The sequence below is a fragment of the Klebsiella sp. CTHL.F3a genome (genome assembly GCF_019890895.1).
GTDB lineage: Bacteria > Pseudomonadota > Gammaproteobacteria > Enterobacterales > Enterobacteriaceae > Klebsiella > Klebsiella grimontii.
In genome coordinates, this window is the sequence record NZ_CP082360.1 from 3,054,213 (window position 1) to 3,071,941 (window position 17,729).

Genomic DNA, 17,729 nt, shown 5'->3' on the forward strand with positions numbered 1-17,729 from the left:
CCAGGACTCACCCCAGAACCCCCTCCGTTAACAAGGCCCGGATTCGCCATCCGGACCTTTTTTTTGCCGACCGTGAAACCGAAACGGGCATAAATAAACCCGATTCGGGTAGCGCTCAATTGTTAATAATAATTATTCTCATATACGCAATGCTTTTGGTATGACGTGCCATCAGGAGGAAGAATGATTTCTGGCGCACCCTCTCAGGATCCGCTGTTATCGGACAACGGCGAAGCGGCTGATTATCAACAATTACGCGAACTGTTAATACAGGAACTGAATTTAGCGCCGCAGCAGTTACAAGAAGAGAGCAATCTGATCCAGGCGGGCCTGGACTCCATAAGATTAATGAGATGGTTACACTGGTTTCGTAAAAAGGGCTACCGCCTCACCCTTCGCGAGCTGTATGCCGTCCCCACGTTGGCAGCATGGCGCCAGCTGATGCGCATCCGTTCGGGTGAAAAACCGGATAATGCAAGCTCCCCGGCTGACGCGGCGTGGCCAGTCATGAGCGAGCGTACCCCTTTCCCGCTGACGCCGGTACAGCATGCCTATCTGACGGGCCGAATGCCCGGACAGACGCTGGGCGGCGTCGGTTGCCATCTGTATCAGGAGTTTGTCGGCCATTATCTCACGGCGCCACAGTTGGAACAGGCCATCACGATCTTACTGCAACGCCACCCGATGCTGCATATAGCCTTTCGCGCTGACGGGCAGCAGGTCTGGCTACCGCAGCCATACTGGAACGGCGTCACCGTTCATGATTTACGCCAGACCGACGAGACAAACCGCCAGGCCTATCTGGAAACATTGCGCCAGCGCCTGAGCCACCGTCTTTTACGCGTGGAAATGGGCGAAACCTTCGATTTCCAGTTGACGCTCTTGCCGGACAATCGCCACCGCCTCCATGTCAATATCGACCTGCTGATTATGGATGCTTCCAGCTTTACGCTGTTCTTCGATGAACTTAACGCCCTGCTGGCCGGAGAGTCGCTACCGCCCGGCGACGCCCGCTATGATTTCCGCGCTTATTTGCTGCATCAACAGAAGATCAATCAGCCGCTGCTCGACAAAGCGCGCGCCTACTGGCTGGCGAAAGCATCGACGCTGCCGCCCGCGCCGGTTTTACCGCTAGCCTGCGAACCCGCAACGCTGCGTGAAGTCCGTAATACCCGACGCCGCATGATTGTCCCGACAACACGCTGGAACGCCTTTAGCCAACGGGCCGGTGAGAATGGCGTGACGCCGACAATGGCGCTGGCGACCTGTTTTGCTGCCGTTCTGGCGCGCTGGGGCGGTCTGACCCGGCTGCTGCTCAATATCACGTTATTTGACCGCCAGCCGCTGCACCCGGCGGTTGACGCAATGCTTGCCGACTTCACCAATATTCTTCTGCTGGATACCGCCTGCGATGGCGATACCGTCAGCAACCTGGCGCGTAAAAACCAGCTCACGTTTACTGAGGACTGGGAGCATCGCCACTGGTCCGGCGTCGAGCTCCTTCGTGAACTCAAACGCCAGCAAAGCCATCCCCACGGCGCCCCGGTGGTATTTACCAGCAATCTTGGGCGCTCCCTGTACAGCAGCCGCGCTGAGTCGCCGCTGGGCGAACCGGAATGGGGCATCTCGCAGACGCCGCAGGTCTGGATAGATCATCTGGCGTTCGAGCATCGGGGCGAGGTCTGGCTACAATGGGATAGCAATGACGCGTTGTTCCCTCCGGCGCTGGTCGAGACGTTGTTCAACGCCTACTGCCAGCTGATTAACCAACTCTGCGATGATGAAAGCGCCTGGAAGAAGCCGTTCGCGGACAGGATGCCCCAAAGCCAGCGGGAGATACGTCAACGGGTTAACGCAACCGACGCACCCGTTCCTCAAGGCTTGCTGCATGAAGGCATTTTCCGCATCGCCCTCCGGCAGCCGCAGGCGCTGGCGGTAACGGACGCGCATTATCAGTGGAATTATCGTGAGCTGACCGAGAATGCGCGCCGCTGCGCTGGCAGGTTAATCGCGTGCGGGGTTCAGCCCGGCGACAATGTCGCTATTACAATGTCGAAAGGCGCGGGACAGCTGGTTGCGGTCCTCGCCGTTCTGCTGTCCGGGGCGGTGTACGTTCCGGTTTCGCTCGACCAGCCCGCCGCGCGGCGCGGGAAAATCTACACCGACGCCAACGTCCGGCTGGTGCTCACCTGCCAGCACGACGCCAGCGCCAGGTCAGACGATATTCCCCACCTGACCTGGCAGCAGGCCATTGAGGCGGAGCCGCTAGCCGACCAGGCGGCGCGCGCGCCGACGCAGCCGGCCTACATTATCTATACCTCCGGGTCGACCGGCACGCCGAAAGGCGTGGTTATTTCTCACCGTGCAGCGCTGAATACCTGCTGCGATATCAATACTCGTTACCAGGTGGGTCCCGGAGACAGAGTGCTGGCCCTCTCCGCCCTGCATTTTGATTTATCGGTTTACGACATTTTTGGCGTTCTGAGCGCCGGCGGCGCGCTGGTTATCGTTATGGAAAATCAACGGCGCGATCCTTACGCATGGTGCGAATTGATCCAGCGTCATCAGGTTACGCTCTGGAACAGCGTCCCGGCGCTGTTCGATATGCTGCTGACCTGGTGTGAAGGTTTCGCCGACGCCGCGCCGGAGAAACTGCGGGCGGTCATGCTTTCCGGCGACTGGATCGGCCTCGATCTCCCTGCCCGCTATCACGCCTTCCGCCCTCAGGGACAGTTTATCGCCATGGGCGGCGCCACCGAGGCGTCTATCTGGTCTAACGCCTGTGAAATTAACCGGGTCCCTGACCACTGGCGCGCCATCCCTTATGGTTTTCCGCTGGCCAACCAACGTTACCGGGTGGTGGATGAACTGGGCCGGGACTGCCCGGACTGGGTTCCGGGCGAATTGTGGATTGGCGGTATCGGAGTCGCGGAAGGCTACTTTAACGATCCTGTACGCAGCGAGCAGCAGTTTGTGACGCAATCGAACGCGCGCTGGTATCGCACCGGCGATCTCGGGTGCTACTGGCCGGACGGTACGTTAGAGTTCCTCGGTCGTCGCGATAAGCAGGTCAAAGTCGGGGGATATCGCATCGAGCTGGGTGAAATCGAAAGTGCGCTCAGCCAGCTGGCGGGAGTGAAACAGTCAACCGTTGTGGCGATCGGCGAAAAAGAAAAGACCCTGGCGGCCTGGGTTGTGCCTCAGGGTTCGGCTTTCTGTGTTACCCATCATCGGGACCCGGCGCTGCCCCAGGAGTGGCGCGGGCTTGCCGGAACGCTGCCCTGCAGTGTCTGCCCCCCAGAAATCTCCGCCGGCCAGGTCGCTGATTTTCTTCAGCATCGCCTGTTAAAACTGAAACCGGGTCAAACTCCTGGCGCCGATCCGCTTCCCCTGATGAATGCTCTCGCTATCCAGCCTCGCTGGCGGACCGTGGTGGAAAGCTGGTTAGCTTTTCTCGTGACCCAACAGCGGCTGCGGCCCGCCGCTGAGGGTTATCAGGTTTGTGCGGGGGAAGCGCCGGAGAATAACCCTCCTTCTTTCAGCGGGCATGACCTCACCTTAACGCAGATCCTTCGCGGCGCTCGCCACGAACTGTCATTACTGAACGATGCGCGGTGGTCGCCGGAAAGTCTGGCATTCGACCATCCGGCCAGCGCCCTGTATATCGAGGAACTGGCGAAAATCTGTCAACAGCTTTCCCGGCGTTTACAGCGCCCGGTACGCCTGCTAGAGGTGGGTGTCCGCACCGCCCGCGCCGCAGAGTGCCTGCTAACCCGGCTTAGCGCTGACGAGATTGAGTATGTCGGGCTCGAGCACAGCCAGGAGCTGCTGCTGAGCGCCCGACAGCGGCTTGCACCGTGGTCTGACGCCCGTCTCGCCCTCTGGAGTGCAGACACGCTGGCGGCGCATGCTCATTCGGCGGACATTATCTGGCTGAATAACGCCCTGCATCGTCTGCTGCCGGAAGACCCCGGGCTCCTCGCGGCATTACAGCAGCTGGCCGTTCCAGGCGCGCTGCTCTACGTGTTGGAGTTTCGTCAGTTAACGCCCTCCGCCCTGCTCAGCACGCTTCTGTTAACCGATGGTCAGCCCGAAGCCTTGCTTCACAATAGCGCTGACTGGGGGGCGATATTTACCGCCGCCGCTTTCAACTGCCAGCACGGCGATGAAGTCGAGGGATTGCAGCGCTTCCTCGTACAATGCCCCGTTAGCCAGGTGCGCCGCGATCCTCGTCAGCTGCAGTCCGCTCTCGCCGAACGTCTGCCGGGGTGGATGGTACCGAAACGGATCGTCTTACTTGATGCCTTACCGCTGACGGCGAACGGCAAAATTGACTATCAGACGCTAAAGCGCTGTCATACCCCGGAAGCTGAAAACCGGACTGAAGCGGATTTACCCCTGGGCGATATTGAGAAGCAGGTTGCCGTCATCTGGCAGCCGCTCTTGTCGATGGGCGCCGTCAGCAGAGAAACCGACTTCTTCCAGCATGGCGGTGATAGCCTGCTAGCCACCAGGCTGATCGGACAGCTCCACCAGGCGGGTTATAAAGCACGATTAAGCGACCTGTTTAATCACCCCCGGCTGGCTGATTTTGCCGCCACGCTGCGTAAAACCGACCTCCCTGTTGAACAACCCTTTGTCCACTCCCCTGAAGAACGCTACCGGCCTTTCGCGCTGACTGACGTGCAGCAGGCTTACCTGGTCGGGCGTCAGCCTGGCTTTGCCCTTGGCGGCGTAGGCTCACACTTCTTTGTTGAATTTGAAATTGCCGATCTGGATATTCACCGGCTGGAGAAGGTCTGGAACCGGTTAATCGCCCGCCACGATATGCTGCGCGCCGTGGTGCGGGATGGACAACAGCGGGTTCTCGAACAGACTCCCCCGTGGGTGATACCCGCGCACATTCTGCACAGCCCCGAAGAGGCGCTACAGGTACGCGACAGACTGGCGCATCAGGTTCTCAACCCTGAAGTCTGGCCGGTATTCGATCTCCAGGTCGGGTTCGTCGACGGGATGCCCGCCCGCCTGTGGCTGTGTCTGGATAACCTGTTGCTTGACGGGTTGAGCATGCAGATCCTGTTGTCGGAACTGGAACACGGCTATCGCTATCCGCAGCAGCTGCCGCCGCCGCTTCCCGTTACCTTCAGGGATTATCTGCAGCAACCCGCGCTGCAGACGCCCAATCCCGACTCTCTGGCATGGTGGCAAACGCAGCTAGATGATATTCCTCCGGCGCCTGCGTTACCGCTACGCTGCTTGCCTCAGGACGTTGAGACGCCGCGCTTCGCACGGCTCAATGGTGCAATGGACAGCGCGCGCTGGCGTCGCCTGAAACAGCGGGCGGCTGACGCTCATCTCACCCCGTCGGCCGTACTGTTATCCGTGTGGTCAACGGTTCTTGCTGCATGGAGCGCACAGCCCGATTTCACGCTTAATCTTACGCTTTTCGACAGACGACCGCTGCACCCGCAAATCAACCAGATCCTGGGCGACTTTACTTCGCTGATGCTGCTGAGCTGGCATCCCGGCGAGAGCTGGCTGCAAAGCGCGCGGTTATTGCAGCAGCGACTAAGCGAGAGCCTCAACCACCGCGATGTATCGGCAATACGCGTGATGCGGCAACTGGCGCGGCGGCAAAACGTACCGGCTGTCCCAATGCCCGTCGTCTTTACCAGCGCGCTGGGCTTTGAGCAGGATAACTTCCTTGCCCGGCGCAATCTGCTCAAACCGGTGTGGGGTATATCCCAGACGCCGCAGGTCTGGCTCGATCACCAGGTTTATGAATCTGAAGGGGAACTGCGCTTTAACTGGGATTTTGTCGCCGCCCTGTTTCCTGACGGGCAGGTGGAGCGCCAGTTTGCACAGTATTGCGCCTTGCTTAACCGAATGGCGGAGGATGACAGCAGCTGGCAGCTGTCGCTCGCCGACCTGGTTCCCCCGCTTAAGGTCACGGAGCAACGCGCCCACCGGCTGCGCCCTGAGCGCACTCAGCCGCGGGTCGCGGCGGACGAGAGCAGCGTCAGCCTGATTTGCGACGCCTTTCGTGAGGTGGTTGGCGAACCTGTCGCACCCGCAGAGAACTTTTTTGAGGCGGGCGCCACGTCGCTGAATCTGGTGCAGCTGCACGTTTTGTTACAACGTCACGAATTCGCTGCCCTGACGCTGCTTGACCTGTTCACTAACCCTTCTCCTGTCGCGCTGGCCAATTATCTGGCCGGCGTAGCCCTGGAGGAGCAAACCAAACGCGTGCGGCCGGTTCGCCGGCGTCAGCGGCGCCTTTGACGCGATACAAACTGACTTTTCCCGGACGCCATCGCCAACGCATGGCGCGCCACTGACTTTGTCAATTTTAGGAAACGGGACCGATTATGGATAACTTGCGCTTCTCTTCTGCGCCAACAGCAGATTCCATTGATGCATCGATCGCTCAACGCTACCCGGACTGCGAACCTGTCGCAGTCATCGGCTACGCCTGCCATTTTCCTGAAGCGCCGGATGGCGAAACCTTCTGGCGGAATCTGCTGGAAGGCCGCGAATGCAGCCGACGCTTTACGCGCGAAGCGCTTCTGGCCGCCGGGCTGGATAGCGCCATTATTGACGATCCTTGTTACGTCAATATTGGAACGGTTTTAGACAACGCTGACTGCTTCGATGCCACCCTGTTTGGCTATTCACGGCAGGAAGCGGAGTCGATAGATCCCCAGCAGCGCCTGTTTTTACAGGCGGTCTGGCATGCGCTGGAGCATGCAGGTTACGCCCCGGGCGCCGTCCCCCATAAGACCGGCGTTTTCGCCTCTTCGCGGATGAGCACCTATCCCGGCCGCGAAGCCCTGAACGTGACAGAGGTAGCACAGGTCAAGGGCCTGCAGTCTCTGATGGGCAATGACAAGGACTATATAGCCACCCGCGCGGCCTACAAACTCAATCTGCACGGCCCGGCGTTATCGGTACAGACCGCCTGCTCCAGTTCGCTGGTTGCGGTCCATCTGGCCTGCGAAAGCCTGCGCGCAGGCGAATCCGATATGGCGGTAGCCGGCGGCGTGGCGCTTTCCTTTCCCCAGCAGGCGGGTTATCGCTACCAGCCCGGGATGATTTTCTCTCCCGACGGCCACTGTCGCCCTTTTGACGCCTCGGCAGAGGGCACCTGGGCCGGCAACGGTCTCGGCTGCGTGGTGCTGCGTCGCCTGAAGGACGCGCTGCTGTCAGGCGATCCGATTATCGCGGTGATCCTCTCCAGCGCGGTCAACAACGACGGAAACAGAAAAGTGGGCTATACCGCGCCGTCGGTGGCAGGACAGCAAGCGGTCATCGAAGAAGCGTTAATGCTGGCGGCCATCGACGACAGGCAGATCGGCTACATTGAAACCCACGGTACCGGCACGCCGCTGGGAGACGCGATTGAAATAGAAGCCCTGCGCAACGTCTACGCTCCTCGCCCGCCGCAACAGCGCTGCGCGCTGGGTTCCGTGAAGAGCAACGTTGGTCACCTGGATACCGCGGCGGGCATTGCCGGACTGCTGAAAACCGTTCTGGCGGTCAGTCGCGGAAAAATTCCGCCAATGCTGAATTTTCATACGCCAAACCCGGCGCTTAAGCTCGAGGAAAGCCCCTTTACCGTGCCGATGACGGCGCAGGAGTGGCAGGACGAAGTGCGCTACGCGGGCGTCTCCTCCTTCGGTATTGGCGGCACCAACTGCCATATGATCGTCGCTTCGCTGCCCGACGAACTCAATATAAGCTACCCCACCGCGGATGACGGCAGCAAGAGTTCCGCGCTGTTGCTCAGCGCCGCCAGCGACACCGCGTTGCGGCAGCTGGCCGCGGACTATGCCACGGCGCTGAGGGAGAACGCGGATGCCAACAATCTGGCCTTCACGGCATTACGCGCGCGCCGTCTCGATCTTCCCTTCCGCCTGGCGGCGCCATTAAATCATGACACCGCCGCCGCGCTCAGCGCTTGGGCTGGTGCGAAATCGGCTTCGCCGGTCTATAGCGGTCACGGTGCCAGCGGCAAACAGGTGTGGCTGTTTACCGGGCAGGGTTCGCACTGGCGCACTATGGGTCAGTCTCTGTACCAGCACTCAACGGCGTTTGCCGATACGCTGGAGCGCTGTTATGCCGCCTGTCGCGACATGCTCACGCCTTCGCTACGGGAAGTGATGTTTAATCCCGATTCAGCGCAGCTTGACAATATGGCCTGGGCCCAGCCGGCGATTGTCGCGTTCGAAATCGCGATGGCGGCCCACTGGCGCGCCGAGGGATTGCAGCCGGACTACGCCATCGGTCACTCGGTTGGCGAATTTGCCGCTGCCGTTGTCTGCGGACACTATACCATTGAGCAGGTCATGCCGCTGGTATGTCGGCGCGGCGCGCTGATGCAGCTGTGCGCAAGCGGCGCGATGGTGGCGGTATTTGCGCAAGAAGAGGCGTTGATGCCGTTGGCCCGTCAGTTCGAGCTGGATCTCGCCGCCAACAACGGCACCCGGCATACGGTCTTTTCCGGGCCGGAAGCCCGTATCGCGGAGTTTTGCGCCGCGCTTTCGCAACATGAGATCAACTATCGTCGCCTGAGCGTAACCGGCGCGGCGCACTCCGCTTTACTTGAACCAATACTCGATCGCTTCCAGGAGGCCTGCGCGGGTCTGCTCGCCGAGCCGGGGCAAATACCGCTGATTTCCACGCTTACTGCCGAAGTCATTGATGAGGCGACACTCAACCAGGCGGATTACTGGCGCCGCCATATGCGCCAGCCGGTACGTTTTATTCAGAGTATTCAGGCGGCGCGCAAGCTCGGCGCCCGCGTTTTTGTTGAAATGGGGCCCGACGCCCAGCTGATTGCCTCCGGACAGCGCGAATACCGCGATGACGCTTACTGGATAGCCAGCGCCCGGCGTAACCAGGAGGCGAGCGCGGTCCTGAATCAGGCGCTTCTCCAGCTATACGCGGCCGGCGTCACCTTACCGTGGGCCGATCTTCTGGCAGGCGATGGGCAACGTATCTCCGCGCCATGCTATCCGTTTGCGGCCGAGCGTTACTGGAAAGAACCCGCCACCTCTGCCTGCGAGCCAGCCGATGCTGTGTTTGCCGCTGGACTCGAGGTGGCCAGCAGCGCCGCGACAGCGCTCGAACTTCCCCGTCTGGAGGCGCTTAAACAGTGCGCCACGCGGCTGCACGCCATCTATGTCGATCGGCTGGTACAACGCTGTACGGGCGATGCGATAGATAACGGCGTGGACGCCATCACCATTATGCGCCATGGACGACTGATGCCCCGCTACCAGCAGCTGCTTCAGCGCCTGCTAAATAACTGCGTGGTCGACGGCGATTACCGCTGCGCTGAGGGACGCTACTACCGCGCCCGCCCCATTGAACATCAGCAACGGGAAAACCTGCTGACGGAACTCGCCGATTATTGTGAAGGTTATCAGGCTATCCCCGATACCATCGCCCGTGCCGGCGATCGGTTATACGACATGATGAGCGGCGCGGAAGAGCCGGTGGCGATTATCTTCCCGCAAGGCGCTTCCGACGGCGTAGAGGTGCTATATCAGGAATTCAGCTTCGGCCGCTATTTCAACCAGATTGCCGCCGGGGTACTACGGGGTATCGTCCAGGCGCGTCAGCCCCATCAGCCGCTGCGCATTCTTGAAGTCGGCGGCGGAACCGGCGGCACCACCGCATGGCTGCTGCCGGAACTCAAAGACGTACCGGCGCTGGAGTACCACTTCACCGATATCTCCGCGCTGTTCACCCGCCGCGCGCAGCAGAAATTCGCCGACTATGACTTTGTCCATTACGACGAGCTGGATCTCGAACAAGAGGCGCAGTCTCAGGGCTTTGCGGCGCAGTCTTTCGATCTTATCGTCGCGGCTAACGTGATCCATGCCACGCGCCATATCGGTCGAACCCTTGATAATCTGCGTCCCTTGCTCAAGCCGGGCGGGCGCCTGCTGATGCGCGAAATCACCCAGCCAATGCGTCTGTTTGATTTCGTTTTCGGCCCGCTGGTCCTCCCGCTACAGGATATCGACGCCCGCGAAGGCGAGCTCTTCCTCACCCCCCATCAGTGGCAGCAGCAGTGCCGCCGCGCCGGATTCAGCAAAGTGGCGTGGCTACCGCAGGACGGCAGCCCAACCGCCGCGATGAGCGAACATATCATTCTCGCCACCCTGCCCGGCCAGGGGGTGTCCACGTCATCAGAACCCGCGCTGGAACAGACGTTGCCGGATAACCCTGATTATCTCGCCGACTGGTCCGATTGCGCAGGTCAGCCGGAACGGTTTATCGCCCGCTGGCAGGAGGCCTGGCGGCGACTCTCCGCGCGGCACGGCGACGATTCCCCCGTGAAACCGCCCCTCGTTACCGCCCCGCAATGGCTGGGAGAGGTGCGCTTAAGCTGGCGAAACGCAGCCTTTTCCCGCGGCGAGATGCGCTTGGAAGCCCGTCATCCAGACGGCAAGTGGCTGCCGCTGGCGCCCGACGCGCCTCTTCCTGCGCCGCAGACGCATTATCATTGGCGCTGGAGGCCCCTCAGCATCGACAGCAATAGCCGCCGGCTGGCATTCCGCTTCTGCGCCGGTACCCTTGCGCACGAAGAGGCGCTGGCGCAATACGGCATTCTTCACGATCCGCAGGCCCCTTCTGTCCTGATGATTGCCGATGATAGCGAGGAGACGCTGGCGTTAGCGATGCAGGTGAAAGAGGCGCTCAGCGTCAGCCCAGGCGGCTTGATTGTCGTCACCCGCCGCGCGTGGCGAATCGAGGAAAACGAGGCGCTATCAGCGGCCCATCACGCGCTGTGGGCGATGCTTCGCGTCGCGGCCAACGAACAGCCGGAACGGTTAATCGCCGCTATCGATATGGCTGAAAACGACTCGTGGGAAACGCTGCGTCAAGGATTAAACGCTGTTTCATTGTCACAGCGCTGGCTAGCCGCCCGGGATAACGGCTTCTGGCTCCCTTCGCTGGCGCCCAATGCGGGATGCGCCGCCGAATTACCGGCGAAGGTATTTGCCGGCGATAACCGCTGGCATCTGGTGACCGGGGCGTTTGGCGGACTGGGCCGTCTTGCCGTGAACTGGCTCAGAGAAAAAGGGGCGCGCCGCATCGCGCTACTGGCGCCGCGCGTGGATGCGTCATGGCCAGGCGACACAGCGGACGTGGAGATTCGCGTCTGCCGTTGTGATGTGGGTGATGCCGGAGAGCTGGCCCGTGTTCTTGATGAGCTGGCGACCAGCGGCGGCATTGCCGGCGCAATTCATACCGCTGGCGTATTGGCTGATGGGCCCTTACAGGAACTCGATGAACACCAGCTGGCCGCCGTTTTCGCGGTCAAAGCGCAGGCGGCAAGCCAGCTATTACAAACGCTGGGCAACCACGACGCCCGTTATCTGATTCTCTATTCGTCCGCCGCCGCCGCCCTCGGCGCGCCAGGCCAGAGCGCCCATGCGCTGGCCTGCGGTTATCTTGACGGACTCGCCCGGCAGTTCTCCTCCCTTGCTACGCCGAAAGTGCTCTCCATCGCCTGGGGCGCATGGGGAGAAAGTGGCCGGGCGGCTACGACGGAGATGCTGACGACCCTTGCCGATCTTGGCATGGGCGCGTTAAGCGATGCCGAGGGACGCTGGCACCTTGAACAAGCGGTGATGCGCGGCGCCCCCTGGCGACTGGCCATGCGCGTTTTCACCGACAAAATGCCCCCGCTGCAGCAGGCTCTGTTTAACGCCGCAGCGACAGAACAAGCCGCGACTCCCGCTGATAACCATGCTTTCCACGGTAGCATCGGCGATAAAGCGGCGGTGATGACATGGCTGAAAAATCGCATTGCGCTGCAGCTAAGACTGAACGATCCTGCCTCGCTGAACGCAGATCAGGATCTGTTACAGCTGGGAATGGACTCGCTGCTCTTTCTTGAACTCAGTAGCGATATTCAACATGACCTGGGCGTACGCATCAACGCGGAACGGGCGTGGCAGGATCTCTCGCCGCACGGGCTCACACAGCTTATCTGTTCTCAGGCAGAGATGGCGCCTGCCGTATCGCCGCCAGAAATGTTGCAGCACGATGCCGCTAAGCGTTACGCGCCCTTCCCGTTGACGCCGATTCAGCATGCCTACTGGTTGGGCAGAACCCATCTTATTGGCTATGGCGGCGTTGCCTGTCACGTGCTGTTTGAATGGGATAAACACCACGATGAGTTCGATCTCGCCATACTGGAGAAAGCATGGAACCAGCTCATTGCCCGCCACGATATGCTGCGGATGGTGGTAGATGCCGATGGACAACAGCGCGTTCTGGCGACAGCCCCGACGTATCGTATCCCGCGCGACGATCTGCGCGCGCTTTCCCCGCAAGAGCAGTGTCAGGCGCTGGAAAAACGGCGCCATGAACTGAGCTATCGCGTTTTACCTGCCGACCAGTGGCCGCTCTTTGAGCTGGTGGTCAGCGAAATCGATGATTGCCGCTACCGCCTGCACATGAACCTCGATCTTCTGCAGTTCGATGTGCAGAGCTTTAAAGTCATGATGGACGATTTAGCCCAGGTCTGGCGCGGAGAAACGCTGCCACCGCTCGATATCACTTTCCGCGATTACGTGATGGCTGAACAGGCGCGCCGACAAACAACAGCATGGCACGATGCCTGGGATTACTGGCAGGAAAAAATACCGCAACTGCCTTCAGCGCCGGAACTGCCGGTGGTGGAGACACCGCCGGAAACCCCGCACTTCACCACGTTTACTTCGACGCTTGATAAGCAAGAGTGGCAGGCGGTGAAACAACGCTGGCAGCAGCAGGGCCTCACCCCCTCCGCCGCGCTGCTCACGCTGTTTGCCGCCACCCTTGAGCGCTGGAGTCGTACCACGGCATTTACGCTGAACCTGACGTTCTTTAATCGCCAGCCGATCCACCCGCAAATCAATCAGTTGATCGGGGATTTTACCTCCGTCACGCTGGTTGATTTTAACTTCTCAACGCCGCTAACGCTGCAGGAGCAGATGCAACGGACCCAGCAGCGCCTCTGGCAAAACATGGCGCACAGCGAAGTGAACGGCGTTGAGGCGATCCGCGAGTTGGGGCGCCAGCGCGGATCCCAGCGTCAACCGTTGATGCCGGTGGTGTTTACCAGCATGCTGGGGATGACGCTGGAAGGAATGGCTATCGACCGGGCAATGAGTCATCTGTTCGGCGAACCCTGCTATGTCTTTACGCAAACGCCGCAGGTCTGGCTGGATCATCAGGTGATGGAGAGCGATGGCGCGTTGACGTTTAGCTGGTACTGCATGGACAACGTGCTGGAACCGGGCGCGGCTGAAGCGATGTTTAATGACTACTGCACCATCCTGCAGGCCGCCATTACCAACCCTGAAGGCCTGAAGACCATTGACAGCGGCATTGCCGAACACATTCCCCGCCGCCGCTGGCCGCTGAACGCGCAAACGGACTACGATCTGCGGGATATTGAGCAAGCGGCGCAGGAATACCCCGGCATCCAACAGACCAGAGCGGAATTTAGCGAAAATGGCGCGTTAACCCTGGATATCGTTATGACCGAGGATCCGCCGTCCTCAGCGCCGTTATATGATAAGCACGATCTCGCCTCTCTGGCGCTGCCGTTGCCTGAACAGACGCAACTTGACGAGCTGGAAGCGACCTGGCGCTGGCTGGAGGCGCGCGCGCTGCAGGGGATCGCCGCCACGCTACATCGCCACCGTCTGTTCACCACCCCGGAGGTTGCCCACCCATTTGGCGAAATAGTACAGGCGCTGGGCGCGCAAGCGTCACACCGGCGACTGCTACGCCAGTGGCTGCAGTGTCTGGCGGAAAGGGAATGGTTAGTGCGCGAGGGGGATAGCTGGCGCTGCCGCATTCCGCTCAGCGACATTCCCGAGCCTCACGAGGCGTGCCCGCAAACCCACTGGAGCCAGGCGCTGGCGCAGTATCTGGGCGCCTGCATCGCCCGGCACGACGACCTCTTCTCCGGGCAGTGTTCGCCGCTGGAACTGCTGTTCAACGAGTCGTTGCGCGTAACCGACGCGCTGTATCGCGAAAACCCCGCCAGCGCTTGTCTGAATCGCTATACCGCGCAGATTGCCGCCCTTTGCGGCGCAGAACGGATCCTCGAGGTGGGCGCCGGAACCGCGGCCACCGCGGAACCAGTGCTGAAGGCCACGCGAAACACGCGCCTGTCATACCATTTCACGGATGTCTCCACGCAGTTCCTCAACGACGCCCGAACCCGTTTCAACGATGAATCGCGGGTGTCTTACGCTTTATTCGATATCAACCAGCCGCTGGATTTTACCGCCCACCCCGAGACGGGTTACGACCTGATTATTGCCGTCAACGTGCTTCACGACGCCAGCCATGTCGTACAGTCGTTGCGCCGATTAAAGCGGTTGTTGAAAGCCGGCGGACGCTTGCTGATCGTTGAAGCGACGGAACGAAACAGCGTATTCCAGCTGGCGAGCGTCGGCTTTATCGAAGGGTTAAGCGGATACCGCGATTTCCGCCGCCGGGATGAAAAACCTATGCTCACCCGTTCGGCGTGGCAGGAAGTGCTTGTGCAGGCCGGTTTTGCCAACGAACTGGCCTGGCCGCCGCAGGAATCGTCGCCGCTGCGCCAGCATCTGCTGGTCGCACGTTCACCTGGGGTGAATCGCCCGGATACAGCAGCCATGAGCCGCTATCTGCAGCAGCGTTTTGGCGCCACCCTGCCCACGTTGCAGATCCGGCAGCGAGAAACGTTATTTACTCCGCTATCGGCCCCGCCTGACGCACAGATTGCGCCAGCCGAATCGACACCGAGCTCCGGAGGCGATCCGGCGCTGGAAAAACAGGTCGCTGAACTCTGGCAAACGCTGCTGTCTCGCCCCGTGGCCAGACATCACGACTTTTTCGCGCTGGGCGGCGACAGCCTGATGGCGACAAGGATGGTCGCGCAGTTGAACCGCAGAGGGATTGCCAGCGCCAGCCTTCAGGATCTGTTCACCCATTCAACGCTCAGCGACTTCTGCGCCCATCTGCAGGCCTGTTCGTCAGGAGAGGAGAATCCTGTGCCCATTTGCCAGGGAGGTGGCGACGAAACGTTGTTTGTTTTCCATGCTTCAGACGGCGGTATCAGCGCCTGGCTGCCGCTCGCCAGCGCACTGAATATGCCCGTTTTCGGCCTGCAGGCAAAATCGCCGCAGCGTTTTGCCACGCTTGATCGAATGATCGATGAGTATGTTGCGAGTATCCGCCGCCAGCAGCCGCACGGCCCTTATGCGCTGGCGGGTTGGTCGTATGGCGCTTTTCTTGCGGCGGGCGCCGCGCAGCGCCTGGATGCCAAAGGCGAGCAGGTACGGCTGGCGTTAATCGATCCCGTGTGTCGACAGGATTTTCGTTGCGCAAACCGGACGGCCCTGCTGCGGCTGTTAGCCGAAGGCGATACGCCGCTGGCGCTGCCGGAACATTTCGATCGGCTGACGCCCGACCGCCAGCTTGCCGTCTTCATCGACCTTGCCAGAACGGCGGGAATAATGGCGCAAAACCTGACGCTGCAGGCGGCGGAAGCGTGGATCGACAACATCGCGCATCTGCTGCGCTTACTGACCGAGCATACGCCGGACGAAACCGTTCCGCTCCCCTGTCTCATCGTGCATGCCGCGATGAGACCCGCGCGCTGGACGCCAGCGGAAACCGAATGGCAAACCTGGATAGACCGCGCCGACAGCTATGCGATTAAAGCCAGCCATTGGCAAATCATGCTGGAGCCCCCCCACGTTCAGACCTGCGCGCAGCATATCAAGCGCTGGTTCGGCGCAACCTCAACGCAACCGGAGAACACGTTATGATGCCGTCCGCCGCCCCTAAGCAACGCGTACTGATTGTGGGCGCTAAATTTGGCGAAATGTACCTCAACGCCTTTATGCAGCCCCAGGAGGGGCTGGAACTGGTTGGTCTTCTGTCCCAGGGAAGCGCGCGATCGAGAGAGCTGGCCTATGCGTTTGGAATCCCCCTGTATACCTCGCCGGAACAGATCGCCGAGATGCCGGATATCGCCTGTATCGTCGTGCGCTCAACCGTCGCCGGCGGGAGCGGAACCCAGCTTGCCCGGCACTTTTTGACCCGCGGCGTGCACGTGATTCAGGAGCATCCCCTCCACCCGGATGACGTCCGATCTTTACAAGCGCTGGCGCAGGAACGGGGCCGCTGCTATTGGGTCAACACGTTTTATCCGCACGCGCGTGCGGGTCGCGCCTGGCTCGGGGATGCGCAGCGGTTACGTCGCAGCCTGGATCAGGCGCCGTCGGTTGCTCACGCTACCACCAGCCGACAGTTGCTCTACTCCACGCTGGATTTGTTGTTGCTGGCGTTAGAGGTTGATGCCGCCAGCGTGGAGTGTGAAGTGGTCGGTAGCTTTCGCGACTTTCACTGTCTGAGACTTTTCTGGCCGGCGGGAGAAGCCTGTCTGCTGCTTCAGCGCTATCTCGATCCTGACGATCCTGATATGCACAGCCTGATTATGCACCGTTTGCTGCTGGGCTGGCCGGAAGGTCATCTTTCGCTGGAGGCAAGCTACGGCCCCGTGGTCTGGTCATCCAGCCTGTTTGTCGCAGAACATCAGGCGAATGGTCGTAGTCTCTACCGCAGGCCAGAGATCCTGCGCGACCCGCCTGGTCAGACGCGCAGCGCGGCTCCCCTGAGCTGGCGTGATTGCTGCGAAACCGCCGGACCGGAGGGGGTCGGCAGGTTGCTACAGCAGCTGCGCTGCCATCTGGCGGGCGGAAATCTGCCGGCGGCCTGCCACTCCGCTCATCAGCTCGCGTTATCACATTTATGGCAGCAGATTTTACGTAAGACCGGCCATGCGGAGATCCGACATCTGACGCCGCCGCGTCACGACCGGTTACCGGCTTTCTACCGCCACGATGAGGAGTCACGGTGATGCAATCTGCGATGTGTATTCCGTTATGGCCCGCCCGCAACGCCAGTACGGCGCATCTGGTAATGTGCCCCTTCGCGGGCGGCAGCAGCAGCGCGTTTCGCCGCTGGCGAGACCACCCCATGGCGGAGATCGCGCTTTCCCTGGTGACCTGGCCGGGACGCGATCGCCTGCGCCATCTGGCGCCGCTCAGCAGCATTACGCAACTGGCGTCGCTGCTGGCGGACGAACTGGAAGAGAGCGTATTGCCTGACGCCCCGCTTTTACTTGCCGGGCACAGCATGGGCGCGCAGGTGGCGTTTGAAACCTGCCGGCTTCTGGAACAACGGGGTCTTCCCCCACAAGGGCTGATTATTTCCGGATGCCATGCCCCTCATCTGCATTCCCGGCGCAGGCTCAGCGACCGCGAGGATGCCGACTTTATCGCTGAACTGATTGATATCGGCGGATGTTCGCCTGAACTACAGGAAAACAAGGAGCTACTGTCGCTATTTCTTCCTCTTCTTCGCGCTGATTTTTACGCTACTGAGCACTATCACTACGATTCGCTCGATGATTTCACGCCGCTGCGCACGCCTGCGCTGCTGGTATGCGGCAGCCGCGATCGTGAAGCCTCCTGGCCGGAGATGGAGGCCTGGCGTCCGTGGCTGAACCACATCGCAGGCGAGGTGGTGATTGACGGCGACCATTTTTATCTGCTGCAACAATCCAGGGCCTTTTTTAAGCAGATTATTCACCATTTTCCCCACGTATTTTCTGCGACGACCGCTTTGCAAAATCGGTCCTGCACTTCAGAAAGGTGACG

4 protein-coding genes are annotated in these 17,729 nt (G+C 60.7%); all 4 read left to right on the forward strand.

Going from position 1 to position 17,729, the window contains the following annotated elements; all coding sequences use genetic code 11:
- Positions 1-183 precede the first annotated feature (183 nt).
- The 4 genes from K7H21_RS14345 (at position 184) to K7H21_RS14360 (ending at position 17,727) form a co-directional block, all read left to right on the forward strand.
- Entirely contained in the window at positions 184-6,282 is a 6,099-nt protein-coding gene (locus K7H21_RS14345; RefSeq protein WP_223035154.1) for a non-ribosomal peptide synthetase, read from the forward strand.
- Positions 6,283-6,368: 86 nt separating this feature from the next.
- Positions 6,369-15,833 carry a yersiniabactin polyketide synthase HMWP1 gene (gene irp1, locus K7H21_RS14350; RefSeq protein ID WP_223035155.1) on the forward strand — a complete coding sequence of 3,155 codons (9,465 nt, stop codon included), beginning with the start codon at positions 6,369-6,371 and terminating at the stop codon, positions 15,831-15,833.
- Complete coding sequence (locus K7H21_RS14355; RefSeq protein ID WP_049114803.1) at positions 15,830-16,927, forward strand: Gfo/Idh/MocA family oxidoreductase; 1,098 nt, start codon at positions 15,830-15,832, stop codon at positions 16,925-16,927. The genes irp1 and K7H21_RS14355 overlap by 4 nt, the downstream gene beginning before the upstream one ends.
- Entirely contained in the window at positions 16,924-17,727 is an 804-nt protein-coding gene (locus K7H21_RS14360; RefSeq protein ID WP_049114802.1) for a thioesterase II family protein, read from the forward strand. Before K7H21_RS14355 ends, K7H21_RS14360 begins: the two co-directional genes overlap by 4 nt.
- Positions 17,728-17,729: the final 2 nt, after the last annotated feature.